Consider the following 24,803-nt stretch of genomic DNA (forward strand, 5'->3'; position numbering starts at 1 on the left):
ATTATAACAAAATTTAGTTAGTATTTGTCATCTAATTAGATTAAGGATTAACGCATTCGATTGTCCACTTAAATAAACCTTTAAATCGAATTGCTCCATTTTGGTCAGTCCGTAATGTATTAATTTTCCGTCGATGAAAACGACTTATAGTTTCTTGATGTGGATGCTTATAAATATTGTTTTTCCCAGCTGAAAATAAAGCTATTTGTGGTGAAAGTTGATCAATGAATTCTTCAATAGACGATCCCTTCGACCCATGATGACCAGCTTTCAAAATATCAGCTTTCAAATCGGGATAATTTCCCAATATTTCTTTTTCCCCATCAGCTTCTAAATCTCCAGTAAATAAAAATCGCTTATTCAACAATTTTCCATACAATACGATGGAATCATTATTTTTCCCATCCCCTTTTTTAAAAGGATAGAGAACCCTAAGCTGACTCCCCATAACAGGTAAAACATCTCCTCTTTTAATCACTTTCACTTTTCTTTTCATCTTATATAGCCTGTCTACAAACTCTTGATTCGTTAAACTACCTTGACTAACCAATATTTCCTTAATATTAATTGATTTCACAACATCCTCCATATCACCAACATGGTCTGTATCCGTATGCGTTAGTAATAGTTGATCGATCTTGTTAATACCCTGACTTTTCAAATATGGAATTAATGTTTTCTCCGCATTAGAAAGATTATGTCTTCTTTGCCATTCCATTTTTCCTTGTTGTTTATGGACTCCTCCAACGTCAATTAAGATAGTTTTGTTAAAGATATCCCTAATCAATATACTATCCCCTTGTCCGACATCAACAATTGTAATTTCATTTTTGAATGGCTGAGCAATTGAAAACCAAACAAGACTAAGAAGAAAAATAAGGAGATACCTCACATTTTTCCTATTCCAAAAATCATATAAAATAACTAGCAAAGCCAAAATTAGGAAAAGTTGAATTTGATTTGGTTTTCCAATAATCCATGCATGACCAAATTTTTCACATAACCAGCGAACAACCACTTCCATCGATTCAAAAATGCCGTTCAAGGTACGTAAAGGTAAAATAGGAGTCAAAAAATAAACAACTGTTAAAAGCGGCAAAATGAGCTGATCAAATAGCAAGGAAAATAATGCGGTTAAGAGAATAGATATTGGATGGTAAACCGAAAAGTAAAAAGTCAAGAATGGCAAACCGGCACATGCAATTGAAAGAGGGAAAATAAATTGTCGACACTTGTGATGATGATATCGATTGTTCAAAATCGATATAACAAATGCATAAGCTAAGGACAGTACCCCTCCTACAGTTAAGAGAAAATTAGGAGAAAAGACAAAAAGTATAAAAACTGTAAATGCAATATTATCTTCCTTACTAACCTTTAAGTTACTTAGATTCCTTTGAGATAAACTCCTTAAAACAGAAATACTATAGCCAGTTATTGCAGCATAAAAAATTGAAAAGAGCAATTCAATTCCTGGGAAGTACTCTTGTGGAATTGATATCTTGATTAAGACTTTTCGAAAATTATTAAAGAAAAATCCAACATGCATCCCTGACAAGGCAAAGAGATGAATAATTCCTAGCTGACTATATATATCTGTCATCTGTCCAAAACTTTTATCTAAAAATCCGAATAGCAAGCCAGTCATATAATGAGCCATTGGATCCGGATAAGTCTGCTGACAGGTAACAATAGCCAGTCTTCGCCATTTCACCAAGTGTTCAAATAGATTTCGGACCTTTGAAATACGCATTTTCTTAATATCTTTAAGTCGACCAATTCGAAAAATTCCATGATTTTTTAAGTGCTTCTGATAGTTAAATCCATTGAAATTTCTTTGTCCATCAGCATGCTCTAATTTTATTTCCGTTTCAATATCAAGATAATCACTGCAATTGCGATAAAATAAGAATTCCTCTTTCGTTTTCAGCTGATAAAAGATTTGATATCGATTTTCATTTTCTTCACCTTCAAAAGATAAAAGGTCTCCATTAATATTAATTGAATCAGGAATTAACCGAATATGGTAAATAACTTTGGGTTGGTGCTTAAATTTGTAGGCGGAAATGTGAGAATTGACAAGAAAGTAGAAAGCAAAAAATGTAAGAACTAAACAAGCTTTAACAAAAACTATTTTCCCATAATTGTTGATTAGTAATATTAAAAGACAAATAAAAAGCAATACTGCTAAATGACTTCTACAATTAATTGAGTAAAACATCATTATTGTTATCAAAGCTAACTGAGCAACTGGAATCGGCAAGTATTTATTCAATACTTAAATTATCTTTCATTTTTTCAAGTGTTTTCTTACCAATGCCAGAAATTTTGGTTAAATCTTCCAGACTTTTGAAGCCACCCATTTTATCTCTAGCTTCGATAATTTCATGCGCTCGTTTTTCGCCAATCCCTGGAATTTTAGTTAGTTGATCACTTGTCGCACTATTTATATTAATCTTTTCATCATCACTAGGTGCGTCTGCAGCTTGGACTGTCGATGAGGGTAAAACTGATTTATTCTCTCCCAATCTAGCAATATAAATAATAGATGCATCGGATAATTTTTGAGCGAGATTGATGGCTTGCCTGTCAGCATCTTGAGTCAGCCCACCGGCCATTTTGACCAAATCAGTCACTCGACTATCTGCTGGTAACTTATAGACCCCCTCTTGCTTAACAGCCCCTTTCAAATCAACCATAATTTGGTTACTTGTATCAGTCGACTTTGATTCTGCTTGGCTCTGCTCCTTGTCTTCTTTAACTTCTATAATTTCTTTTCTTAATTCAATCATGTCTTCTTCTTTTTGTTTATCGGCTGTGCTATTCCCAAAAACAAAAAGAGATAGAGAAAAAAGAAGACAAATACAAACAATAATTGCGATGATTCTGCCTAGAATATAGTGATTAACATACCACTGTTTTATATCTGTTAGAATTTCTTTCATAATCCACCTCACATATATATTCGTAAATAAAATAAAAAAATCATTCAAATGAATGATTTTTATTTTCTATGTTTATCAGGATCCCAAACGAAGCTTGCTATATATGAGAAAATCATCGTCAATAGTAAAACAATAATTAAAACAAGTGCTAATGGAATACGATAGAGATATGTTAGTGGATTAAGCGATTTTCCAGGCTGATAAGGAACCATCTCAACATCCATGCGGTCAAATTCTGCTTGAATCCTTTGAGCAACTTCTGCAATGCCCTCATCGTTCATCCGCTTGATATCTGAAATGTCTATTGGATTTCCGAAATTCATATCAACACGCTCACTCTTAAGTAACCCTTTAACTGTTAGCGGACCAGCATAGGCGGCTGGCATAATTCGAACCTTGGCCATCTTGGCAATTACAGCTACACCACCTTTAACATCTTTAGAATGACGGCTACCACTTGGAAACATGACCAATGATTTGTCTTTCTTTTTTAAAACATTAACTGGGTATCGAATGGCATCATGACCTGGGTGTTCCCTATCAATTGGGAAAGCACCGCACATTTTTATCCACCAAGCAAATAAACGATTGGTAAATAATTCTTTCTTAGCCATAAAAATGAATTGTTTTGGTCGAGCAGCAAAAGCCATATAGACTGGATCCCAAAAAGTACGGTGTGGTGCTACCAAAATATAATTTTCATCAGCTGGTAAGATTTTTTCTTGATTATGGTAGTGAGTATTGCCATTAACAACCCACAATAAAAAGACTACTAAGCCACGTAAGTATGAATAGAACACGTGATTCTCCTTTATAATTTCTATCTTGTATATTGTATCATGAATACTAACTTTCGGAAAGTCTGATCTCTCTTCCTAATTTTTCTTTAGATACCATTAGTGGCTATCAGACTAGATTCTTTTTTGATATAATAAATGAATGGATAAAATAGAACTAAAGGATGGAGAGCGCATCGATCAACTCTTCTCCACAGACGTAAAAATCATACAAAATAAAGATGTTTTCAGTTACTCAATTGATAGTGTACTCCTATCCAGATTTCCTATAATCCCAACAAGAGGATTAATTGTTGATTTATGTTCTGGAAATGGAGCAGTTGGCCTTTTTGCTAGTACAAGAACGAAGGCACCAATTATTGAGGTTGAACTGCAGGATCGGTTAGCTGAAATGGCTCAACGGTCGATAATTCTAAATAACTTGGAAAGCCAGGTGAAAATGGTCAATGATGATTTAAAAAATCTATTGAATTATGTTCCTCGTTCAGGTGTCGATTTAATTCTCTGCAATCCACCCTATTTCAAAGCTAAAGAATCATCTAAAAAGAATCTTTCTGAGCATTATTTGCTAGCAAGACATGAAATTACTACTAATTTAGAAGAAATTTGCCAGATCAGTCGACATGCATTAAAGTCAAATGGTCGATTAGCAATGGTTCATCGACCTGACCGTTTCATTGAAATTATTGATGCCTTGAGAAGCAATGGTTTAGCTCCTAAACGCATTCAATTTGTTTACCCTAAAGTGGGCAAAGAAGCAAATATATTGTTAATTGAGGCAATTAAAGATGGTTCTATCGAAGGGATGACGGTTCTTCCTCCCCTTATTGTCCATGAGGACAATGGCGACTACACTGATCACATCCATAAGATATATTTTGGAAAACCAAATAAGGAGAAAAATGATCTCTAACGAGGAAACCCCAAAAGCTTACATGTATGTTTTAGAATGTGCAGACCATACCTTGTACACTGGTTATACGACTGATGTTGAAAAAAGATTAATAACACATAATGCTGGTAAAGGGGCAAAATACACGCGTGCCCGTTTACCAGTAACGCTACTTTATGTGGAAGAATTTGCCAGTAAACAAGAAGCAATGTCTGCTGAAGCATTATTCAAAAAACGAAAGTCAAGACGACAAAAATTAAACTATATTAATGAACATAAAAAAATTGAGAGCTAAACTCTCAATTTTTTTATTTAATTTCTTTTGGTGTTTGAAATTCTTTAATTGGTAATTTCAAAATATCTGAAAGAATCAATGGAACCACTTCGACTTTAACTTCAGAGTATTGAAGACCAAACCAGCGAGCTGGCGTAGCAGTGAAATGTTTAATACTTGCTTTAGTTTGCATGATAAAGCGTTCAAAGCCATTTAATTGACGCGCATTAGATACACGTTCTTCAATAATAACAAATCTAAAGTCACCAACTTTACGACCTGGTGTAATAGAGTATTCTTGAACTTGTTGAGGCAAGCGACCACTTTCCATCAAGTCTTGAACAATTGTTCTAAGATAACGTGGTACAGACTGAGGCATTCTAAATCCTAGGAAAAGTTCAACCTTCACCATGTAGTCTGTTCCCATCATATCAACTTTATACTTAGCAGTATATGGTTCATCGGTTACCTTAACATTAACAAACCAATACACCTTAGCACGTTTTGGTCTTTTATCCAAAATTGAGTAAAGAATGGATTTATCAATCATATTGTCTTGTAATCTATTTGTCAAATAAACAACGTTTGTTTGATAAAGATCAATTGCTTTATCATCACGTAAGGCTTTGATTTGATCTCTGTAATCCAATAGATTGAGTGATTTAACATATTTAAAGACAATTTTTGTCCCTTTATGCCAAATAAACATAACTGACACAATTCCTAAGGCAAGGATAACAACTACGTAACCACCGTGCATAAATTTAACAGCTGAAGCTGCAAAGAAAATGAATTCTATCAGTGCAAAGAATGACATAATAACGTGAGCTATTACCGAGTTCATCCCCTCTTTAATTAAGTAATAATTTAAGAGTACGGTTGTCATCAACATAGTTATAGTAATAGCTAAGCCATAAGCTGCTTCCATATTAGCTGAATTTTTAAAGTAAAGCACCACGCATGAGGTGATAAAACATAAGAGCCAGTTAATAACTGGAATATAAAGTTGTCCCAAGTTTTGACCTGGATAAGTAACTCTAAACAATGGAAAAATTTTAAGACGCATTGCTTCCGCAACCAATGTAAATGAACCAGTGATTAAAGCTTGTGAGGCAATGATTGCAGCAGCCGTAGCAATTAGCACCGCAAATACTCGGAAACTTTCTGGAACAGCAGCAAAGAAAGGATTTAATTCAATTCCACTATTACGGTTTGCCAAAATCCAAGCACCTTGACCACAATATGATAAAACGATACATATTTTAACAAAAGGCCAAGAGAAATAAACGTTACCCCGACCAACATGCCCTAAGTCAGAATAAAGAGCTTCTGCACCAGTTGTCGCAAGAAAAATTGAGCCTAGAATAAATATCCCACGATGATTTTCTGGACTTAATAAAAGATGTATCGCGTAATAGGGATTAATAGCTTTAAAAACTTCTAAATTTCCTAAGGCATTATATAGTCCTGTTAATCCTAAGAAACTGAACCAGACCAACATGACTGGTCCAAATAGCTTACCAATCAAACTCGTACCAAAACGTTGGATACTAAACAAACTTAATATTATTAGTAAAGTTGTAATAATAACATTGGTCTGATTTTGATAAATACTACTGATTCCTGGTACAGCTTTTAGTCCCTCAATTGCTGAAGTAACTGTGACTGCAGGTGTTAGGGCACCATCTGATAAAAGTGTTGCTCCACCAATCATTGCAGGTACAATCAACCATGGAGACATTTTTCTTACTAATGTATAAAGCGAGAAGATGCCACCTTCATGATGGTTATCAGCTTTTAAAGCAATCCAAACATATTTAATTGTTGTAATTAAAGTGAGGGTCCAAAATATCAAAGATATAGAACCAAGAATAAAGATTTCAGAAACACTAGATAAACCACCTTGGTTTTCAACCAAGGATTGCATTGTATAAAGAGGACTCGTTCCAATATCTCCATAAACAATTCCAAGTGCAATGATAAAACCGGCCTTCGATGCTTTATCAAAAGCAGCGTGATTGGCATTAGACATCCCAATCGTCCTCCTAAATTTCATAAAATACCAAAAAATGGTTGAAACCATTATAACAGATTATCAATAAAAAAGGAATTAAACTAAAAAGAAAAGTGCCGAGATCACTCAACACTTTCATTTTATTAGTTTGACTTGTTACGGATAACAAATCCCTTATCTTTACTTGAAGATTTTGTATCTTTATTATAAAAATCTTTTGCATTACGTTTAGGTTTACGTGAGCCAGTTGAACTTGCGTCATGGCTATCACGTTTATTTTTACGACGGTCGCCTTCACGATCATCACGAGATCCACCACGACGGTCATCACGTCTACCACGATTTCCACCACGGCCACGATCATTACGACCACGTCCGCCTTTACCACTCTTGCCACCACCATGGCCACCACCAACATATTTAAATGGTAATGGTTTTTCACGAGCGATTTCAACTTCTGGTTGATCAGCTGGATCTTGAACAGTTAAGCTTAAGATGTATAAAGCCAATTCTTCAGGTGTAAATTCAGAAGCAAGCTGGATGGCATCATCTTTGAATTTATCAAAGTTAGAACGAATCGTTTCATCTGCAAAATCACGTTCAATCTTTTTAAGAGCCACTTTCTTCTTAGCTTGAAAAGCTTCTTCAGCTGTCGCTGGTTTAAGTGGTGTCATTTGTTTCTTAGTGAGGTTCTCAATCATGCTTAAGTAACCCATTTCATTTGGGGAAACGAAAGTGATTGATTCACCTGATTTACCAGCACGGCCAGTACGTCCAATACGGTGAACATAGCTTTCTGGATCTTGAGTAATATCGTAGTTATAAACGTGAGTAACGTCAGAAATATCTAATCCACGCGCAGCCACGTCTGTTGCTACTAGAATATCAACTTGGTCACCTTTAAAATCACGAATAACACGTAAACGTTTATTCTGATCAAGGTCACCATGAATACCTTCAGCACGGAAACCACGTAATTTTAAACCACGAGTGATCTCGTCTACACGACGTTTTGTCCGACCAAATACAATTGAAAGTTCTGGTTGATCAACGTCCATCAAACGTGTCATAGTATCAAATTTTTCTTGTTCCTTAACACGAACGTAAAATTGTTCAACATTAACGTTAGTTAATTCTTTATTTTTAATTTGCACATGCTCAGGTTCTTTCATGAACTTAACACCAATTTGTTTAATCGGAGCTGGCATAGTAGCAGAAAATAGCAAAGTCTGACGATTAGCAGGAACTCGGCTGATGATTGCTTCGATATCTTCAAGGAATCCCATATTAAGCATTTCATCTGCTTCATCAAGGATTAATGTTTCAACATGATCTAATTTTAAGGCTTTACGCTTAATTAAATCTAATAGACGTCCTGGGGTACCAACTACAATATGAGCTCCTGATTTCAAAGCTTTAATTTGTTTGTCGATACTTGATCCACCGTAAACTGAGCGAACCTTAACGCCCTTATCACGACCAAAACGGAACAATTCTTCCTGACTCTGAACAGCAAGTTCACGAGTAGGTGCAATTACAAGAGCCTGAATGATATTTTCATCCGTACGGACCTTGTTTAAAGTTGGCAAACCAAATGCTGCTGTTTTACCAGTACCTGTTTGTGCCTGTCCAATGACATCTTTACCCTCAAGGGCTAATGGAATAGTCATCTCTTGGATTGGAGATGCTTTTTCAAAACCAGCTGTTACTACTGCTGATTGGATGTCTTCTGATAAGTTAAATTCTGTAAATTTCAAATGTTTCTCTTTTCTAAAAAGCAGTGCGAAGCTGCCTTATAAGCCTTTATAGTTCTGTCGTTCCATTAACAACTAGACTAGTGTAACACAATTAAAAATAAAAAGATAGGAAATATGTCATGTAAGTGTTTTTATGATATTATTGACTTATGAACTATAAAGGAATTGTATTTTTTGACTTAGATGGCACCTTACTTGATGCCACTTCACATGTTTCTGCGGATAATAGACTAGCATTGAATCAGCTAAGAGCCAATGGCTATTTACCTGTTATTGCAACTGGTCGTTCTGTACTTGAATTGGAAAATATATTAGAGGAATCAGGCATTTCTTCCGTAGCCATGCTTAATGGAATGGTAGTTCAAGTTGAAGGACAAATTATCTTCAAAGAAACAATTGATAACGCAGATATTGAGGAAACGCTCAAAATTGCAAATGAGCTTGGAGAAAGTATTGCATACTATACTCCAGATGAATTAGTCTTGGCTGGTTTATCTGAAGGCTTGAGAGGTCACTTTGCTTATTTTCATGGACCACTCCCTCGTATTGATAAAGATTATTTCAAAGAAGAAGATGTTAATATGCTTCTGGTAGGTGGGGCAGATAAAAATAATGACCACTTCTACCAGGAAGGTGTTCCTAACCTAAAATTTTTACGGAATAGCCCCTTCTCTATTGATGTAGTCAAAAAAGGTTATAATAAGGGAACTGGTGTTGCTTTGATTAAAAAAGCCCTGCAGTCTGAGCACCTACCAACCTATGGCTTTGGTGACGGAGGAAATGATTTAGACTTACTAGCTGCCGTTGACCATCCAGTTGCTATGGAAAATGCCATTCCTGATCTGAAAGAATTAGCTGAATTTATTACCCATAAAAATACTGAAGACGGAATAGCTTTTGGACTTAGACATTATGGATTGATTTAAAAAATAAAAACCTAGTTATCTAAACTAGGTTTTTATTGAGCTTTACAATATGATTCTGCAAACATAGTATCACATTGTCCAAATGCAATTCAATCTTTGGTAATAGTGTTTCCAACCTTATCGTTTTAGTATGCTGAGATTGGATTAATTCCTATATCACTAATTGGACTATTTACTGATTGAGCAGAAAATGAAACGTTAGAACATTAGTGCAACATGAATAAAAACAGTATGAATTATCATACTGTTTTTATTTTTACATTTTTTCTTCTAATTTAACATCAGGATATTTATCCGCAAACCATCTTAGTGCAAAATCATTTTCAAATAAGAAGACAGGTTGATCGAAACGGTCTTTGGCTAAAATGTTTCGGCTTGATGACATACGTTGATCAAGGTCATCCTCACTAATCCAACGAACAGTCTTTTTACCCATTGGCGTCATGACAACCTCGGCATTGTATTCACCTTCCATACGGTGTTTGAACACTTCAAACTGCAATTGACCAACTGCTCCTAACATATACTCGCCAGTTTGGAAATTTTTATAGAGTTGAACTGCACCTTCTTGAACCAATTGTTCCATTCCTTTATGGAATGATTTTTGTTTCATGACATTTTTTGCTGAGACTTTCATAAATAATTCAGGTGTAAAGGTTGGTAATGGTTCAAACTCAAATTTATTTTTACCAACTGTCAGTGTATCTCCAACTTGGTAAGTCCCAGTATCATAAACACCTATGATATCACCAGCTACTGCATTCTGAACATTCTCACGAGATTCTGCCATAAACTGTGTGACATTTGATAATTTGGCACCTTTACCTGTCCGGGTTAAATTGACAGACATCCCTTTTTCAAATTCCCCTGAGACAATCCTTACAAAGGCAATTCTGTCTCTGTGACGAGGATCCATATTTGCTTGAATTTTGAAGACAAATCCTGAAAAATCTTTGTCTAATGGATCAATCATTTTATCTTCAGTTGTTTTATGGCCGTGCGGTTCTGGAGCAAATTGCAAAAAGGTATCTAAGAAGGTTTGTACACCAAAGTTTGTTAAAGCTGAACCGAAAAATACAGGGGTCAATTCACCATCAAGAATAGCTTGTTTTGAAAATTCATTTCCAGCTTCTTCTAACAATTCAATGTCCTCTCGAGCCTGTTCATAGAAAGGATTGTTTGAGAAGAGTGAATTCCCTTCATCGAAATTAGCAAATCGTTGCTCGCCTTTATAAAGCTCTAAGCGTTGGTTGTGCAAATCATATAGACCTTCAAAAGCTCTTCCCATACCAATTGGCCAGTTCATTGGATAAGAGGCAATACCGAGTACTTCTTCAAGTTCTTCTAGTAATTCAAGTGGTTCACGACCATCTCTATCCAACTTATTGACAAAGGTAAACACTGGAATATTACGGTGTTTAACAACTTCAAATAACTTTTTAGTTTGTGCTTCAATCCCTTTTGCAGAGTCAATAACCATAACTGCTGCGTCTACCGCCATCAAAGTCCGGTAGGTATCCTCAGAGAAATCCTCATGCCCTGGAGTATCTAGGATATTAACGCGTTTTCCAGCATAATCAAATTGCATTACTGATGAAGTAACAGAGATACCACGTTGTTTCTCAATATCCATCCAGTCCGATTTAGCAAAGGTTCCGGTTTTTTTCCCTTTAACTGTACCTGCTTCGCGAATTTCTCCTCCAAAGTAAAGTAATTGCTCAGTAATTGTCGTTTTACCAGCATCCGGGTGACTGATGATGGCAAAAGTGCGACGTTTTTTTATTTCTTCATTTAATGACATATTATTTTCCTTGATTTAATCTTGTTATATTATGTTTTTTTGTTTTAAGATTACTTTTTTTACATTGGCTTTACTCCATTTAATTAACAAAAAAGAGTCATGTTTTAAACAACTCTTTCATTATATATGATTTTAGAAGCTTTCGCAATCTCTTACTTTCGAGCAACGACCTTTATCATTGTTTGACTATTTTCTTGACTCTTATCGAAGAGATATTCCACTGTTTTTATCATAACTGTTAGTCCACTGGTCACTACTATATAATTGAATACTAAATGATGGGAGTGAAAAATTGGAAGATCGGTTAAAAAACCGTAATTTCCTTTTGTCATAAGATTTACCATTAGGATGAAAAAATTAATATAGGCCAAATCTCTAAATAAAGCAGTTGGAGCCAAAGGTTGCTCTTGATAGTGATATAAGTATAGGAGACCATTCACCAATAGAGCATAATGACCTAAATAGAATGCAACATTGGTTACATGAAATAAGGAATAGGGATAAAAATCTGGTGAAATCAAAGCTAGGAATGTACCACCTATACCTAGTGTCATAAACAATTGCTTAAACCGACTACCATTTGGTAATAAAAATACGGCCAACATGGCAATCCGACAATGGTAAAAAGGCAATGCTTCATTTAGCGGAAAGCCCTTAAAGAGATACCAATTATATAGAGAAAAAATTTGTGTAATTTGAAGCCATATAAACATCTTGCCATAAAACTTTGAATCTTGTAATCTACTTGTCATCATCACTAGCATACAAGCTATAAGAATTGTTCCAAGATAAAAAACAGACGTAATATGTGGTATTCCAATTGGTTTTAAACTAAAAAAATCCATAAACATTCCTTTCTTTATCATATCATTATACCTTATAGTGATTTTCATAACAAGTTCATTAATTTAATAAAGTGTAAGAAAGTGTTTATAGATAATTATTAATTGTTTAGTTCTAAATACTCTACCAGTCGATCGAGGTGCATTGAATTGCTACCTTTCAAAAGAATCTGGTCATTTTGTCCTAGTTTTTCTTTTGTTAATTGGCAGAGCTCTTCAAATTGATCCAGCTGTTCATCTTTTTTGAAGAAATAAACATGCCCAATTGGGAACATCTGACTAGCTAATTGTGACAGTTCTTGAATGTCTTGTCCATAAAAAATTAATGTATCGATTTTCTCTGGACTCAGACTCATTATCAGTTTAGAATGCAAAGAAACGGAGTCAGGTCCTAGTTCTTTCATATCTGCAAGCACAGCAATTTTCTTGCCATCCGGATTATTAGGGATGTTAGAGAAAGTTTCGAGAATGAGTTGCATTGCTGTCGGGTTAGCATTATAAACATCAGATAGAATATCCGCACCATTTGCTGCCTTTTTCCACTCTGTCCGATTTTTTGTTAATTGGACTGACTCCAAAGCCTCAACAATATCTTCATCAGAGACAGCTAATAATTTTCCGACATAAGCCGCTATCATGGCATTGGTTGCATTGTATTTACCTGATAATGGTAAGGTTACTGCTTGATCAAGGACATTGGTTGTAAATGTTAAGGAATTTTTATCTTCTTTGATATCCTTAACAAATATTTCTTCTCCTTCACCAAATCGAATCACCATTTGGTTATCAGGTAGGTAAGGATCTATAATCGGATCTCCAGGTGCAAGTAGAATTCCATGAGAATCCATGCCATCAACAATTTGCATTTTTCCTTGAGCAATCTTTTCGCGTGAGCCAAAGAATTCTAGATGTGCTTCTGCGACGATTGTTAAAACAGCAATACGAGGTTGAGCAATCTCTGATAATAAATGGATATCACCCATATGATCTTGTCCCATTTCAAGCACAACTTTTTCAGTTTCATCAGGCATATGTAAAACAGTATAAGGTAAACCAATCTCATTGTTATAGTTACCTTGTGTCTTATAAGTTTTATAAGTAGTAGCAAGTACTGCTTCAATCATATCTTTTGTACTGGTTTTTCCATTAGATCCAGTTACGGCAATGACATCCAGACGCATTTTTTCAATATAATATTTTGCTAATGTTTGATAGGCATGTAAACAATCATTTACCAATAAATAAGGTTTCCCCTCAATAGGATGCTCAGAAAAAGTGGCCGCTGCTCCTTTTTCAAAAGCCAGTTCAATAAAGTCATGACCATCTCTTTCACCTTTTAAAGGTAAAAAAAGGTCGCCTTTTACAATTTTCCGGCTGTCAAATTCAATTTGATTCAGAGGAACGTCGTCAAATTCAGAAAGTGAATTTTGAGCCTCCACAACTTTTGCAATTTCATGTAATGATAGTTTCATCTTATATCCTTCTTAATCGAATCGTCCAAATAGACTTTCCTAATATTATACCATATTTTTTATTAAAAAATTAGCATTTTCAATTCCTGTCACTTATGATATAATTTTCTCAGTTCCTTGTAATTAATTACAGAAACTACAGAGTAGGTGATTTGCGTCAAGTGTATGTGAATGGGATGTCGTCACATAAGGAAGCCAAATGCGCGGTAAATCATTGCATCCGCTGTTATTAAATTAACAGCTCCAAAAAATTCAAAGGAGCAACAATGAATACTTATTTTCATAATCCAAAACTAACACCTCAAAGGTTAGTTTCCTTGGCTATGTTAATTGCACTTTCAGTAATCGTCAGTAAGTTTGCTTTGCCAATTATTCCAAAACAATTGGTAGTTAGTTTAACATTTATTGTCAATTCTGTAATTGGGATGATAGCTGGTCCGATTTGGGGATTTATTTCTCTTGGCTTAATCGATGTTGTCGATAACTTGTCCAGTGGTAGTGGTGACTTTATTATCTGGTGGACATTGATGGAGGCTATTCAAGGATTCTTTTATGGTCTATTTTTCTATCGTAGGCCTTTAGACACTAAGAAAAAATTCGACTGGTTATATGTAACAATTGCAACAATTGTTATCATGTTAATTGGAACCTTTATTTTAACGCCATTACTAATCCAAATTTACTATGGAGTGCCATTTTGGGCACAGTTTATTGCTGGTCGATGGCTCAAAATATTTGAAATTCCACTTCGCGTAGTCATTACTATGGCTGTTTTACCAGCAATTCAGAAGATTCCTGAATTAAAGAAATTATCAACTACATAAAAAGAAGAGAGTTCCATCCCTACTCTCTTCTTTTTTATGCTTATATTAAATGACTTTCACGTTTTTCAAACATTTCTATTGCTAGTTTGACTAACTCTTCAATTAAATCTGAGTATACAAGTCCCATATTTTCCCAAAGTAATGGATACATCGACCATTGGGTAAATCCTGGCATAGTATTTAATTCGTTGAGATACATGTGACCATCTTCAGTCAAAAAGAAATCACAACGAGATAGTCCGCAACCTCCTAGTGCTTTAAAAGCAGCTTCTGCATAGGCTCTCATCTCTTTAACGATTTCTGAATCAATCTCCGCGGGAATCGCCATTGTAATTTTGTTGTCGATGTATTTTGCTTGATAGTCATAAAAAGCAACATCTTTAACAACTTCACCAGGGAAAGTTGACTTGACCGAAGTATTTCCAAGCAAACCTACCTCGATCTCACGCGCAACAACACCTTGCTCAATAAGAATACGGCTGTCATATTTCAGTGCCAAGCCAATAGCTTCTTCTAATTCCATTTCAGTTTCCGCTTTAGAGATTCCTACTGAAGAACCCATATTGGCCGGTTTAACAAAAATTGGGAATTGTAATTTTTCCATTGTTTCTGACATACAAGCATCTAAATCATTACCTTCAATATAGACTGTAAAAGCTACTTGTGGAATACCTGCTGATGCAAGAACATGTTTGGTTGTAATTTTATCCATTGCCACACTTGAAGATAAAATATTTGTTCCAACATATGGCATTTTTAAGACTTCAAGAAATCCTTGAATTGAACCATCTTCTCCCATTGGACCATGGAGTACTGGGAACACAACTGCATTTTCTTCATAAATATCACTTGCTTTAATAAGTTGTGATTGCTCAATACTTTGATTAGTCATTAATTTTTCGTTATCATCTGGTTTTTGACTTAATTCTTGCGTTTTATAAAAATCACCTACTTGTGAAATGAAATATGTTTTTACGAAGAATTTGTCATAATTGATAGCTCTCATTACGCTTTCTGCTGATAACACAGAAACTTCGCGTTCAGCAGAACGACCGCCATAGAGTAAAACAAGGGTTTGCTTAGACATTATTATACTTCCAATCTGATTAATTTCTCCTAATTATATCAGAAAATGTAAGGCATTTCAAAAACTCTTAAAAATTTCAAAAACAAAAAACAAGAAATGATTTTCTTGTTTTTTTAAAGTTCTGTTCTGTTTTCGATAGCTTGCAGTAAAGTAACTTCATCTGCATATTCGATATCGGACCCTACTGCTAATCCTCTAGCCAACCGCGTAACTTTTATTCCGGCTGGCTTAAGTACACGGGAAATATACATAGAAGTCGCTTCGCCATCAGCAGTTGCATTTGTAGCAACGATAACCTCATTAACTTTCCCATCCATTAGTCGCGTAATTAAAGGTTTTAAATTGATATCATCCGGACCAACACCATTCATTGGTGAAATTAGACCATGAAGAACATGATATAACCCATGATATTCTTGAATCTTTTCCATAGCTGAAACATCTTTTGATTCTTCAACAACAAGAATAATTTCTTGGTTACGATTTGGGTCGGTACAGATTCCACAAGGATCATCATCTGTTAAATTTCCACAAATAGAGCAGTAAGTTAATTCACGTTTTGCTGCTAATAAATTTTTGGCAAAATCATTGACATCTTCATCACTCATTCCAATTGTATAAAATGCTAAACGAGTTGCTGTTTTAATACCAATTCCTGGTAACTTTGAATAACTATCAATTAATTTTGCTATTGGTGTGGGATATAACACTTGCTAGCTCCTTTTTATTTTTTATACTTGTTTAGATAATCTGAAATAATATCACGCGCCATATATTGGTGTGACTTTGTCAGTGAATCTGAGGCATGCGGATACATGATGGCAACTGCAATTTGCGGATCTTGACTTGGTCCATAGGCAACAACATTTAAATTATAGGTACCAACAGTGTTCCCATTATCATCTTTAACATACGTTTCAGCTGTACCTGTTTTGGCACTAATTGAAACATTTGTTCCAACTAATCCTTTACCAGTCGCAAAGCCACTTGAACTATTTACAACTTGATAAAATCCTTCTTGGATGATTGCCATTTCTTGATCTGAGATATTGACTTTATTTAATTCTTTGCCAGTTATTGTATTGTTTAATCGACCTAAATTATCTTTTTCGCTTTTAGCTGGATCAGTCGTATCCTCATAGATACCATCGACTAAATGCGGAGCGATTCTTTTACCACCATTAGCAACTGTTGAAACATATTGGGCCAATTGCATTGTTGTATAGTTATCATACTGACCAAAAGCTTCTGTAATTACATTTGAAACCGTATAGTCTTTGGTTAAAAATCCTAATGACTCACCTGGTAAATCGATTCCCGTACTTGTTCCAAGACCAAATTCTGCATAGGTCTTACGAAGCTGAGACATTGCTGTTTTCATCCCATCAGTCATCAAGGCCATACCTGTGTGATACTCCTGACCCATCATTTTTAAAGCCACCTGTACCATATATGTATTTGATGAATATTCTAACGCTTGGACTGCAGATATGTTTTGTTGACCAGCTGTAAACCATGAATTTATAGGTTTTGAATTACCAAATTGGATTGGTTGATCGGTTAATATTTGATTTCCTGAAATCACACCATTTTCCCAACCAGATGCCAAAGTTGCACCTTTGACAACAGATCCTGGTGTAAAGACATTGGTAATAGTTCCGAGGGCATCTTTTTGTAATTGATTGGTATCCCTATCATGCACCAATCCGGTCATAGCAAGTACGGATCCTGTTTGCGGATTGATTGCAACAGCATAAGCACCTTCGGAATATTTCCCAGACCCTGAAGCTATTTCAGCCTGCAGATGTTTTTTGACAATATTATCAACATCTTTTTGAAAATCTAAGGAAATTGATAGTTTAATATTTTTACCAACTTGTCCTTTGTGTTTGATTTTATTGGAAATAATTTTACCAGATTTATTTGTTTTAATTTGTCTTATTTCATGTTGCCCTTGAAGGATATCTTCATATGCTTTTTCAAGATATGAAGTACCAACTCGATCATCTAAGGAATAGCCCTTTTTGATATAGCTGTCTACTTCTTCTTGAGGAAGTCCAGCTTCTCGACTGGAAACTTTACCAATAATCGATGTTAAACTAGCATCTTCAATTTTACGATTCCAATCTGTCGCGACCGAAATACCTGGGAGCTTGCTTTTATTGGCAATAAGATAAGCAATTTCTTCTTCACTTAAATCTTGTGTTTTTAATGTGATTGTGTCAAAAGTTGCAACACTATTCATCTGATTAAAAATAGCAATTTCTTTAAGATCTTCTTTTGAATAATTTAACTCTGATTCTGTAATAGAATCAACTGCATTATTATAAACTTGGCTCTCTTTTAGACCATTTCCATAATTATCAAATTTCTTCTTTTTGGGTAATTTTTCGACTACTTTTGCATAAATTTCTGGATCCGCTAAATAGAAATCAATTTTAGCTCGTTTTGAAACCTTTGCTTCAGGATAATCGACATATCCTGCTAAATCCTTAACTAACTGCTTCATTTCTTTAGTACTGATTTTAGGACTGCGTGTAAATGAAACAACATCTTTTATATCATTTGAAACAAGAATTTTCCCATCTCGATCAAATATCTTTCCCCTTGGATTAGAGGTCTTTATATTATAAACCGTGGAAGTTTTTAATTTTGCATCATAAAATGCTTTATTTTGAATTTGCATTACTGCCAAACGGAGTATCAATGCAGTGAATAATAGAACAATAATTAGAAAAAGGATGTGAATTCGGTTGGTAATACTAGCTGTTTTTTTTGATATTGTTTTCGATTCAAATTTTTCTTTGATGACCAAAACCTCCTTTTTACTATCTTTATTATTTTAACATAAATTGATAAAAATAAGACCGAGAATAAATTCTCGGCCAAAAATTTTTTTAGGGCACCTTGGTTAATCATTATGTTTATGGGTAAAAGCAAAATAGTAAAATAAACTAACAAAAACGGCTCCACCTATTATATTTCCTAAATAAACAAAAGAAAAATTTTGGATAAACTCAAGCCAGGTTGCACCTTTTTCAAAGATTGCAGCAGGGATGACAAAGGCGTTAGCGACGCTATGTTGGAAACCTAAAGCGACGAATGTCATAACAGGGAACCAGATTCCTAAAATTTTGCCAGAGGCATCTTCAGCGCCATAATTGAGCCACAATGCCAAACCAACAAACCAATTACAGCCAATTCCAGAAACAAAGGCTTGTAGCGGGCTAGCAGCGATTTTCGCATGTGCTACTTCAATTACTTCTTCTTTAAAAATTCCTGTCGACGTTAAACCTAAAAAGTGACCAAAAACAAAGGCTACAAAAAAGGCGCCAATCAAATTAAAAATGGTAATGACTAACCAGTTTTTAAGCAGGTCAGAAATGCTGATTTTCTTCGAAAAGAAAGTAGCTGACACGGCCATCATATTTCCAGTAATTAATTCTCCACCAGCCATTAAAATGATAATCAAACCAATTGGAAAAGCACATGCTCCCAGGATACTCGAAAAACTACCAAATGCTTCTAAACCACTGGCTGCAATCCGTACGTAAAGTAAGTAGCCTAAGCTGATCATTGCTCCACCGATGAAACCTAAAATAGCTTTTGCTAAAAATGGTTTTTCGATTTTATGATGGCCTGTTTCAATTGTTGCCGCTAATATCATATCTGGACTTTTCATATTATCTCCTATTGTTACAACACTCACAAATGCATAAACTAATATACCAGTTAAATAAAAAAATGCAAGCCCTTCCAGAAAGAAACTTACACTTTTTATATTATAATGGTTTAATATTAAGTCCGATTCTAGTAAGTATGATATTCCAAAGACTAAGAGCCAAGTAGAAATCAACTAAGCCATGTACTATAGTGCCCAATCCCACCAATAAAAAGATTGACCAGATATAGCCAACATCAGGAGATTGTCCACTTGTAAATAAGAGTACAACGAGAAATTCTCCTAGCCCATGGATGATATTAATAAATAAGGCGAATGGCAAAGCTTTTATGGGTGATGAGATTTGTGATTGATGATTTCGAATGTAAAAGGCAGCAATCAAAGTGAAGAAAATCTGTGAAAAAGCTCTAAGAACAATTACAAAGGGAAATCCTGCTAGAAAAAATCCTAATGTTGTCCCCAGACTTACAAAGATTGCTACTGCTGGTGAAATAAAAATTGCTAAAAATAATGGGACATGGCTGGCTAAGGTGTAAGATGCAGGGCCAATAATTATTTTAACTGGCATAATCATTGGAATCAAAATCCCAAATGCTACTAAAATTGATGAATAGGCAATTGTTTGTGTTGATTTATTAGTCATAAAATCTCCTTTTTATTATATTATAAAGCAAAAACCATACAGGTGTCAAGACACCTGTATGGTTTTATTTATTGATATAAAGAATGTTTCTATGCGCTAACTTTTTTTTAATCATTTCAAATTGCTCTTGACTTGGGCAAGAAATAAGATGACTATGCAGTCCATTAGTTAAACTAGATAGTAATTCAGCTTGTTCATGATTTACCTTATATATAAAGTCTATAATATCTTCTTTAGATTTAATATTCAATGACGCAACTAACATGCCATAGATAGGGTGTTCTACTTCAACTGTCGAAACAACTCCTCCATGAGAAATAATGATATCCAATTCATCTTCAGTCATTTCAATGCTATGTTGACAAACAATTCTACCAGTAAAATTACTATTAGTTAGCAGTTGATTCATCTGATAACCTCTTGGTGTAGATAATATATCAACTTGTGAAGCCCTCAAAATAGCAATATCACCCACTATAATTTGTCGACTGACACCAAATTCCTCAGCAAGATAGCTTGCCGATAAGGCCGTAACACTTTTTTCAAGCATACCTAAAATCTGTTGTCTACGTTCTTTGGCTTTCATTGGATTACCTCGCTTTCCCATTATCATCATACCATAAATCAATTTGAGTTTAAATCAAAATAAAAAACCAAGCCTGGCTTGGTTTTTACGATACTATTTACCTAAATAGTATTCAGCAGTAATATTTAATTTCTCATCTAATTCAAAAACTAATGGTGGGAAGTTTGGAATTTCAACATTCATAATTTCATCATCAGATAAGCCTTTAATATGTTTAACAATGGCACGAATTGAGTTACCATGTGCTCCTACGAAAACATTTTTACCTTCTAATAAAGTTGGTGCAATTGTTTCTTCCCAGAAAGGTAATGCACGTTCTAAAGTGATTTTTAAGTTTTCTGCATCAGGAATCAATGCAGGATCAACGTCAGCATAACGACGATCAGTATGTGCTGAGTATTGGTCATCTTTAGGCATTGCTGGAGGCAATACATCATAAGAACGACGCCAGATATGAACTTGTTCGTCACCAAATTCTTCAGCTGCTTCTGCTTTATTTTTACCAGTAAGAGCACCATAGTGACGCTCATTTAAACGCCAAGATTTTTCAACTGGTAACCAAAGTTGATCAGAATACTCAAGTGCTAAATTTGTTGTTTTGATAGCACGCGTTAAAACTGAAGTATAAGCTTTATCAAAAGTAATTCCTGCTTCTTTAATTAATTTACCAGCATCAATAGCTTGTTGTGTACCTTTTTCTGAAAGATCAACGTCAGCCCATCCTGTAAAGAGGTTAGCTTTGTTCCATTCTGACTCACCGTGGCGAGCGAAAACCAATTTTACCATTAGTTAATATCTCCTTTTATTTTAGGTTTAAACCTAGTACATCTACTATTTTACAAAATTAAGTACAAAAAAGCTAGTGGATAATGGTTGTTTTTGAAAACTCTATTGAGATTATCATGAAAATATAAATAGTTCGTCTTTTTAGAGAAATCTGATTACAGATTAAAAATTTTCTTGCTAATCATCTGACCAAGTGATAAAATAGAAAAAAATTGTCAAAATTTGGAGGAAATTATGATTTCAACAGCAACACAAATTTCAAATATTACATTTGATAATTGTTTAATGAATGCCGCTGGTGTCTATTGTATGACCAAGGAAGAACTGATGGAAATCGAGAATTCTTTGGCTGGATCATTTGTCACTAAAACAGGAACTTTAGAAAAAAGAGATGGCAATCCTGAACCACGTTATGCTGTAACAGAACTTGGATCAATTAATTCAATGGGCTTGCCAAATCTTGGTTTCCAATATTACTTAGATTTTGTCATTGAATTGGCAAAAGTGCAAAATAGTAAAAATCATTTTCTTTCTGTTGTTGGACTCTCACCTGATGACACTGATACCATCTTAAAAACAATCCAAGAGTCAGATTATCAAGGATTAGTTGAATTAAATCTATCTTGTCCAAATGTACCTGGAAAACCCCAAATTGCCTATGATTTCGAAATGACCCATTCACTCCTGACAGAAGTATTTAGCTATTTCACCAAACCTCTTGGCGTTAAGTTGCCACCATATTTTGACATTGTCCATTTTGACCAAGCAGCCGAAATCTTTAATCAATTCCCATTAGCCTTTGTCAATTGTGTCAACTCAGTCGGAAACGGTCTTGTAATTGAAGATGAATCAGTTGTTATAAAACCCAAAACCGGTTTTGGAGGGATCGGTGGCGATTATATTAAACCAACTGCTTTAGCAAACGTCCATGCTTTCTACCAGCGTCTTAATCCTTCTATTCAAATCGTTGGCACTGGCGGTGTAAAAAACGGTCGCGATGCCTTTGAACATATCCTCTGTGGGGCGAGTATGGTCCAAATTGGCACAGCTTTACATGAAGAAGGACCAGAAATCTTTAAACGTATAACTGAAGAATTAAGAGTCATCATGAAAGAAAAAGGCTATCAAACAATTGAAGATTTCCGAGGAAAATTACATTATCTAAAATAAAAAAAAAGAGATTACTTAAAGTAGTCTCTTTTATATTTAGTTGATTCATCTATTTGTACATCATCACTAATTTCAATAATATTGTCATTATCATTCTTAACCTTTTTAGATAAAAATATATCCGAAAGCTTGATAAAAATAATAATTTTGACTATTGAAAAGATAGCAAGACCAATTAAAACTGTTTCTAGCATACTATCACCCCATCATAAATCTCCTAGTAATAGTATAAACGCTTTCATATTTATTTTCAAGTCAATTATTATTGAAATCCCAAAAGTCGCATGCCGTTTAATATAACTAAGATAGTTGAACCTTCATGACCGACCACTCCTAGAGGAAGTGTCACAACTTGAAAAACATTGGCAAGAATTAATAAAGTGATTACTGACAAGGCAAAGATAATATTTGTTTTAACAATACCTTTCATTTTTCTTGAAAGTTTTATTGAGAATGGAATCTTAGTTAAATCATCCATAATAACACTATCCGCACTTTCCATAGCAATATCAGTACCTGTACCAATAGCATATGAAACATCGGCTTGAGCTAAAGCTGGGGCATCATTAATACCATCACCCACCATCGCTACAAAACCATATTTTTCTTTAATTTCTTTAATCCGTGTTACTTTATCTTGAGGCATACAATTAGCAACAACATCATCAATACCAAGTTTTTCAGCAACATATGCAGCGGTTTTTTCTTGGTCACCTGTTAACATAACAGTTTTAATTCTCATATCATGTAACATTTTTATGGCTTGACGCGATTCTTCTTTAATATCATCTAATAAAGCATAGTAAGCAACAAGTTCAGTACCTTTGCTGACATAAACTAAAGTCTTCCCTTGACCTTCTAATTTTTCAATTTCAACTTCAAGATGATTAATATGCTCTACTACTTCAAGAATAAATGTCTTTTTACCAATTCGCCATTCCTGACCTTGATAGTTGAAAACAAAACCTTTTCCTGAGATTTCATGACTTCCTTCCAAAGTAAGTCGTGGACTATCCTGAGTAAAATCTTGTAAAGCTTTTGAGATTGGGTGTGTTGAAGCTTCCTCTGCTGTTTTAACAATTGAATCAATAGTTGCTTTATCACCTTCATAATGACTATCAACAACTGAAGGTTTACCTTGAGTTAATGTCCCCGTCTTATCCATGACAACAGCTCTAATATCACCCATATTGTCAATGATATCTCCACCTTTAATGATCAATCCCTTATGAGCTGCTCGACTAATAGCCGAAAGACTTGCTGGAGAGGACGAAGCGACTAATGCACACGGTGAAGCTACTGTTAAGAGAATCATACCACGATAGAAAGCAGTCAACCATTCCCATCCTAAGACAAAATGACAAAAAAGGATAAAGAAAGGAACTAGTAGCAAAACAAATTTAACGTAACCATCTTCAAGATTTTCAATAAATGTTGCTGTTTTACTTTTTTGTGTCTGGGCAGATTCTACTAAATTAACAATCTTAGCAAATAAAGTATCTTCATTTTCAACAGTTACCAACATATCAATCGTTTGACCTTCATTAATGGTTCCACCAATTAATGCTTGACCTCTTTCTTTGTCAACTGTTATAGGCTCTCCAGTTACCATTGATTCATCAAATTGCCCAAATTGACTGATTAATTCTCCATCAATGGGAACTGATTCACCTTTACGTACTTGAAGTTTATCGCCAATATGCAAATCTTTTGTTTCAACTTCAACGATTTCATTTTGAACATTATAACGTCGAGCAGTATCTGGTGTTAAGTTCATTAAAGCAGAAATAGAATCTCTACTTTTTTCCATCGCCATTTCTTCAAGTGTACTTGAAAGAGAAAAAATAAAGATTAACAGTGCACCTTCTAGCCAATATCCAATAATACCTGCACCAATTGCTGCTAAAATCATAAGGATGTCAACAGATAAATGTTTATATTTTACTAAATCAAGAAGCCCTCCTTTTGCAGATTCATAACCCCCAATTAAGAATCCGGCAATAAAAAATCCGGCTGCAAGTTGTGGATGATTACCTAATAATGGTAAGCCAATTAAAATCAAAGCTAGACAAGCTAAAGTTTCCATTAAATGCATATGTTCTTTAATCCAAGTCATTTTTTCCCTCCAAAAAACGTAGTTGAAAATCTCATTTGTGTGTATTTTTTAAATTTTCTTATTTACTTAATTATAATTGTTCTAAATAAAAAAGTCAAGTTATCTAGAATGATTCTAAATAACTTAACCAGCTAAGTATCTTTATCAAATATAAGAAGCATCGATAATTACATGATCAATAAAAAAAGA

22 protein-coding genes and 1 riboswitch are annotated in these 24,803 nt (G+C 34.6%); of the genes, 5 read left to right on the plus strand and 17 right to left on the minus strand.

The genetic code is table 11. The features are described 5' to 3' along the window. Nucleotides 1-40: 40 nt before the first annotated feature. From MKY69_RS07185 to MKY69_RS07195, 3 genes are read right to left on the minus strand one after another with little or no spacing between them, the layout of a single operon-like run. Nucleotides 41-2,275, minus strand: a complete 2,235-nt coding sequence (locus tag MKY69_RS07185; protein ID WP_257875936.1) for a DNA internalization-related competence protein ComEC/Rec2 — start codon at nucleotides 2,273-2,275, stop codon at nucleotides 41-43. Further along, the gene (locus tag MKY69_RS07190; protein ID WP_340791244.1) at nucleotides 2,268-2,945 is read right to left on the minus strand and encodes a helix-hairpin-helix domain-containing protein; all 678 of its coding nucleotides are present in this window, start codon (nucleotides 2,943-2,945) and stop codon (nucleotides 2,268-2,270) included. Before MKY69_RS07190 ends, MKY69_RS07185 begins: the two co-directional genes overlap by 8 nt. Nucleotides 2,946-3,004: 59 nt before the next feature. After that, complete coding sequence (locus MKY69_RS07195) at nucleotides 3,005-3,745, minus strand: lysophospholipid acyltransferase family protein (RefSeq protein ID WP_003107274.1); 741 nt, start codon at nucleotides 3,743-3,745, stop codon at nucleotides 3,005-3,007. Nucleotides 3,746-3,884: 139 nt separating this feature from the next. On the opposite strand from MKY69_RS07195, the gene MKY69_RS07200 reads away from it, so the two are divergent. Together MKY69_RS07200 and MKY69_RS07205 are read left to right on the plus strand one after the other, a co-directional pair. After that, complete coding sequence (locus tag MKY69_RS07200) at nucleotides 3,885-4,655, plus strand: tRNA1(Val) (adenine(37)-N6)-methyltransferase (RefSeq protein ID WP_013794142.1); 771 nt, start codon at nucleotides 3,885-3,887, stop codon at nucleotides 4,653-4,655. Next, nucleotides 4,645-4,929, plus strand: coding sequence for a GIY-YIG nuclease family protein (locus MKY69_RS07205; RefSeq protein ID WP_003108195.1), 285 nt, complete (start codon nucleotides 4,645-4,647; stop codon nucleotides 4,927-4,929). Before MKY69_RS07200 ends, MKY69_RS07205 begins: the two co-directional genes overlap by 11 nt. A 13-nt stretch (nucleotides 4,930-4,942) precedes the next feature. On the opposite strand, the gene MKY69_RS07210 is transcribed toward MKY69_RS07205, so the two are convergent. Together MKY69_RS07210 and MKY69_RS07215 are read right to left on the minus strand one after the other, a co-directional pair. Then, nucleotides 4,943-6,940, minus strand: a complete 1,998-nt coding sequence (locus MKY69_RS07210; RefSeq protein WP_003103019.1) for a KUP/HAK/KT family potassium transporter — start codon at nucleotides 6,938-6,940, stop codon at nucleotides 4,943-4,945. A gap of 125 nt (nucleotides 6,941-7,065) precedes the next feature. Then, the gene (locus tag MKY69_RS07215) at nucleotides 7,066-8,679 is read right to left on the minus strand and encodes a DEAD/DEAH box helicase (RefSeq protein WP_003104600.1); all 1,614 of its coding nucleotides are present in this window, start codon (nucleotides 8,677-8,679) and stop codon (nucleotides 7,066-7,068) included. A 149-nt stretch (nucleotides 8,680-8,828) separates the two neighbouring features. On the opposite strand from MKY69_RS07215, the gene MKY69_RS07220 reads away from it, so the two are divergent. Beyond that, complete coding sequence (locus MKY69_RS07220) at nucleotides 8,829-9,605, plus strand: Cof-type HAD-IIB family hydrolase (protein ID WP_003108192.1); 777 nt, start codon at nucleotides 8,829-8,831, stop codon at nucleotides 9,603-9,605. Between the two features lie 256 nt (nucleotides 9,606-9,861). Here MKY69_RS07220 and MKY69_RS07225 read toward each other — a convergent pair whose 3' ends face one another. The 3 genes from MKY69_RS07225 to MKY69_RS07235 form a co-directional block, all read right to left on the minus strand. Continuing rightward, nucleotides 9,862-11,406, minus strand: coding sequence for a peptide chain release factor 3 (locus tag MKY69_RS07225; protein WP_003103506.1), 1,545 nt, complete (start codon nucleotides 11,404-11,406; stop codon nucleotides 9,862-9,864). A 152-nt stretch (nucleotides 11,407-11,558) separates the two neighbouring features. Further along, on the minus strand, nucleotides 11,559-12,251 hold the full coding sequence (locus MKY69_RS07230; protein WP_003107281.1) for a TMEM164-related integral membrane acyltransferase: 693 nt from the start codon (nucleotides 12,249-12,251) through the stop codon (nucleotides 11,559-11,561). Nucleotides 12,252-12,349: 98 nt separating this feature from the next. Continuing rightward, on the minus strand, nucleotides 12,350-13,720 hold the full coding sequence (locus MKY69_RS07235; RefSeq protein WP_003105979.1) for a UDP-N-acetylmuramoyl-tripeptide--D-alanyl-D-alanine ligase: 1,371 nt from the start codon (nucleotides 13,718-13,720) through the stop codon (nucleotides 12,350-12,352). A gap of 137 nt (nucleotides 13,721-13,857) precedes the next feature. After that, nucleotides 13,858-13,948: riboswitch (THF riboswitch) on the plus strand. A gap of 38 nt (nucleotides 13,949-13,986) precedes the next feature. Here MKY69_RS07235 and MKY69_RS07240 point away from each other — a divergent pair. Beyond that, on the plus strand, nucleotides 13,987-14,544 hold the full coding sequence (locus tag MKY69_RS07240) for a folate family ECF transporter S component (RefSeq protein ID WP_003105280.1): 558 nt from the start codon (nucleotides 13,987-13,989) through the stop codon (nucleotides 14,542-14,544). 40 nt (nucleotides 14,545-14,584) lie between these two features. On the opposite strand, the gene MKY69_RS07245 is transcribed toward MKY69_RS07240, so the two are convergent. The 7 genes from MKY69_RS07245 to MKY69_RS07275 all read right to left on the minus strand — a co-directional run bounded on the left by MKY69_RS07245 (nucleotide 14,585) and on the right by MKY69_RS07275 (nucleotide 21,328). After that, a complete protein-coding gene (locus MKY69_RS07245; RefSeq protein ID WP_071519884.1) occupies nucleotides 14,585-15,631 on the minus strand; it encodes a D-alanine--D-alanine ligase in 1,047 nt (348 codons plus the stop codon). Between the two features lie 113 nt (nucleotides 15,632-15,744). Then, nucleotides 15,745-16,341 carry a recombination mediator RecR gene (recR, locus tag MKY69_RS07250; protein WP_340791249.1) on the minus strand — a complete coding sequence of 199 codons (597 nt, stop codon included), beginning with the start codon at nucleotides 16,339-16,341 and terminating at the stop codon, nucleotides 15,745-15,747. A gap of 14 nt (nucleotides 16,342-16,355) precedes the next feature. Further along, a complete protein-coding gene (gene pbp2b / locus MKY69_RS07255) occupies nucleotides 16,356-18,446 on the minus strand; it encodes a penicillin-binding protein PBP2B (RefSeq protein ID WP_041828453.1) in 2,091 nt (696 codons plus the stop codon). A gap of 96 nt (nucleotides 18,447-18,542) precedes the next feature. Beyond that, the gene (locus MKY69_RS07260) at nucleotides 18,543-19,313 is read right to left on the minus strand and encodes a formate/nitrite transporter family protein (RefSeq protein ID WP_003102739.1); all 771 of its coding nucleotides are present in this window, start codon (nucleotides 19,311-19,313) and stop codon (nucleotides 18,543-18,545) included. A gap of 100 nt (nucleotides 19,314-19,413) precedes the next feature. Further along, on the minus strand, nucleotides 19,414-19,956 hold the full coding sequence (locus MKY69_RS07265) for a hypothetical protein (RefSeq protein WP_003107287.1): 543 nt from the start codon (nucleotides 19,954-19,956) through the stop codon (nucleotides 19,414-19,416). Nucleotides 19,957-20,020: 64 nt separating this feature from the next. Continuing rightward, nucleotides 20,021-20,542, minus strand: a complete 522-nt coding sequence (locus MKY69_RS07270) for a transcription repressor NadR (protein ID WP_003104515.1) — start codon at nucleotides 20,540-20,542, stop codon at nucleotides 20,021-20,023. Between the two features lie 93 nt (nucleotides 20,543-20,635). Continuing rightward, nucleotides 20,636-21,328 (minus strand): phosphoglycerate mutase, encoded by a 693-nt coding sequence (locus MKY69_RS07275; RefSeq protein ID WP_003104178.1) that lies wholly within the window; start codon nucleotides 21,326-21,328, stop codon nucleotides 20,636-20,638. Between the two features lie 234 nt (nucleotides 21,329-21,562). On the opposite strand from MKY69_RS07275, the gene MKY69_RS07280 reads away from it, so the two are divergent. Beyond that, a complete protein-coding gene (locus MKY69_RS07280; protein ID WP_003107288.1) occupies nucleotides 21,563-22,498 on the plus strand; it encodes a dihydroorotate oxidase in 936 nt (311 codons plus the stop codon). A gap of 11 nt (nucleotides 22,499-22,509) precedes the next feature. Here the strand turns inward: MKY69_RS07280 and MKY69_RS07285 are convergent, their stop codons facing one another. Further along, on the minus strand, nucleotides 22,510-22,692 hold the full coding sequence (locus MKY69_RS07285; protein WP_003108186.1) for a hypothetical protein: 183 nt from the start codon (nucleotides 22,690-22,692) through the stop codon (nucleotides 22,510-22,512). A 68-nt stretch (nucleotides 22,693-22,760) separates the two neighbouring features. Beyond that, a complete protein-coding gene (locus MKY69_RS07290) occupies nucleotides 22,761-24,614 on the minus strand; it encodes a heavy metal translocating P-type ATPase (RefSeq protein WP_003107290.1) in 1,854 nt (617 codons plus the stop codon). Nucleotides 24,615-24,803 lie beyond the last annotated feature (189 nt).

The sequence above is a fragment of the Streptococcus sp. FSL R7-0212 genome (assembly GCF_038007985.1).
Taxonomy (GTDB): Bacteria; Bacillota; Bacilli; order Lactobacillales; family Streptococcaceae; genus Streptococcus; species Streptococcus parauberis.

Excerpts from the sequence above, each read along its gene's own strand:
- MKY69_RS07200 (WP_013794142.1), top strand. The coding sequence starts at position 3,885 with ATGGATAAAATAGAACTAAAGGATGGAGAGCGCATCGATCAACTCTTC.
- MKY69_RS07265 (WP_003107287.1), bottom strand. The coding sequence starts at position 19,956 with ATGACTAATAAATCAACACAAACAATTGCCTATTCATCAATTTTAGTA.
- MKY69_RS07290 (WP_003107290.1), bottom strand. The coding sequence starts at position 24,614 with ATGACTTGGATTAAAGAACATATGCATTTAATGGAAACTTTAGCTTGT.
- MKY69_RS07280 (WP_003107288.1), top strand. The coding sequence starts at position 21,563 with ATGATTTCAACAGCAACACAAATTTCAAATATTACATTTGATAATTGT.
- MKY69_RS07270 (WP_003104515.1), bottom strand. The coding sequence starts at position 20,542 with ATGAAAGCCAAAGAACGTAGACAACAGATTTTAGGTATGCTTGAAAAA.
- MKY69_RS07285 (WP_003108186.1), bottom strand. The coding sequence starts at position 22,692 with ATGCTAGAAACAGTTTTAATTGGTCTTGCTATCTTTTCAATAGTCAAA.
- MKY69_RS07190 (WP_340791244.1), bottom strand. The coding sequence starts at position 2,945 with ATGAAAGAAATTCTAACAGATATAAAACAGTGGTATGTTAATCACTAT.
- MKY69_RS07245 (WP_071519884.1), bottom strand. The coding sequence starts at position 15,631 with ATGTCTAAGCAAACCCTTGTTTTACTCTATGGCGGTCGTTCTGCTGAA.
- MKY69_RS07240 (WP_003105280.1), top strand. The coding sequence starts at position 13,987 with ATGAATACTTATTTTCATAATCCAAAACTAACACCTCAAAGGTTAGTT.
- MKY69_RS07225 (WP_003103506.1), bottom strand. The coding sequence starts at position 11,406 with ATGTCATTAAATGAAGAAATAAAAAAACGTCGCACTTTTGCCATCATC.
- MKY69_RS07230 (WP_003107281.1), bottom strand. The coding sequence starts at position 12,251 with ATGGATTTTTTTAGTTTAAAACCAATTGGAATACCACATATTACGTCT.
- MKY69_RS07210 (WP_003103019.1), bottom strand. The coding sequence starts at position 6,940 with ATGTCTAATGCCAATCACGCTGCTTTTGATAAAGCATCGAAGGCCGGT.
- MKY69_RS07205 (WP_003108195.1), top strand. The coding sequence starts at position 4,645 with ATGATCTCTAACGAGGAAACCCCAAAAGCTTACATGTATGTTTTAGAA.
- MKY69_RS07260 (WP_003102739.1), bottom strand. The coding sequence starts at position 19,313 with ATGAAAAGTCCAGATATGATATTAGCGGCAACAATTGAAACAGGCCAT.
- MKY69_RS07220 (WP_003108192.1), top strand. The coding sequence starts at position 8,829 with ATGAACTATAAAGGAATTGTATTTTTTGACTTAGATGGCACCTTACTT.
- MKY69_RS07235 (WP_003105979.1), bottom strand. The coding sequence starts at position 13,720 with ATGAAACTATCATTACATGAAATTGCAAAAGTTGTGGAGGCTCAAAAT.
- MKY69_RS07275 (WP_003104178.1), bottom strand. The coding sequence starts at position 21,328 with ATGGTAAAATTGGTTTTCGCTCGCCACGGTGAGTCAGAATGGAACAAA.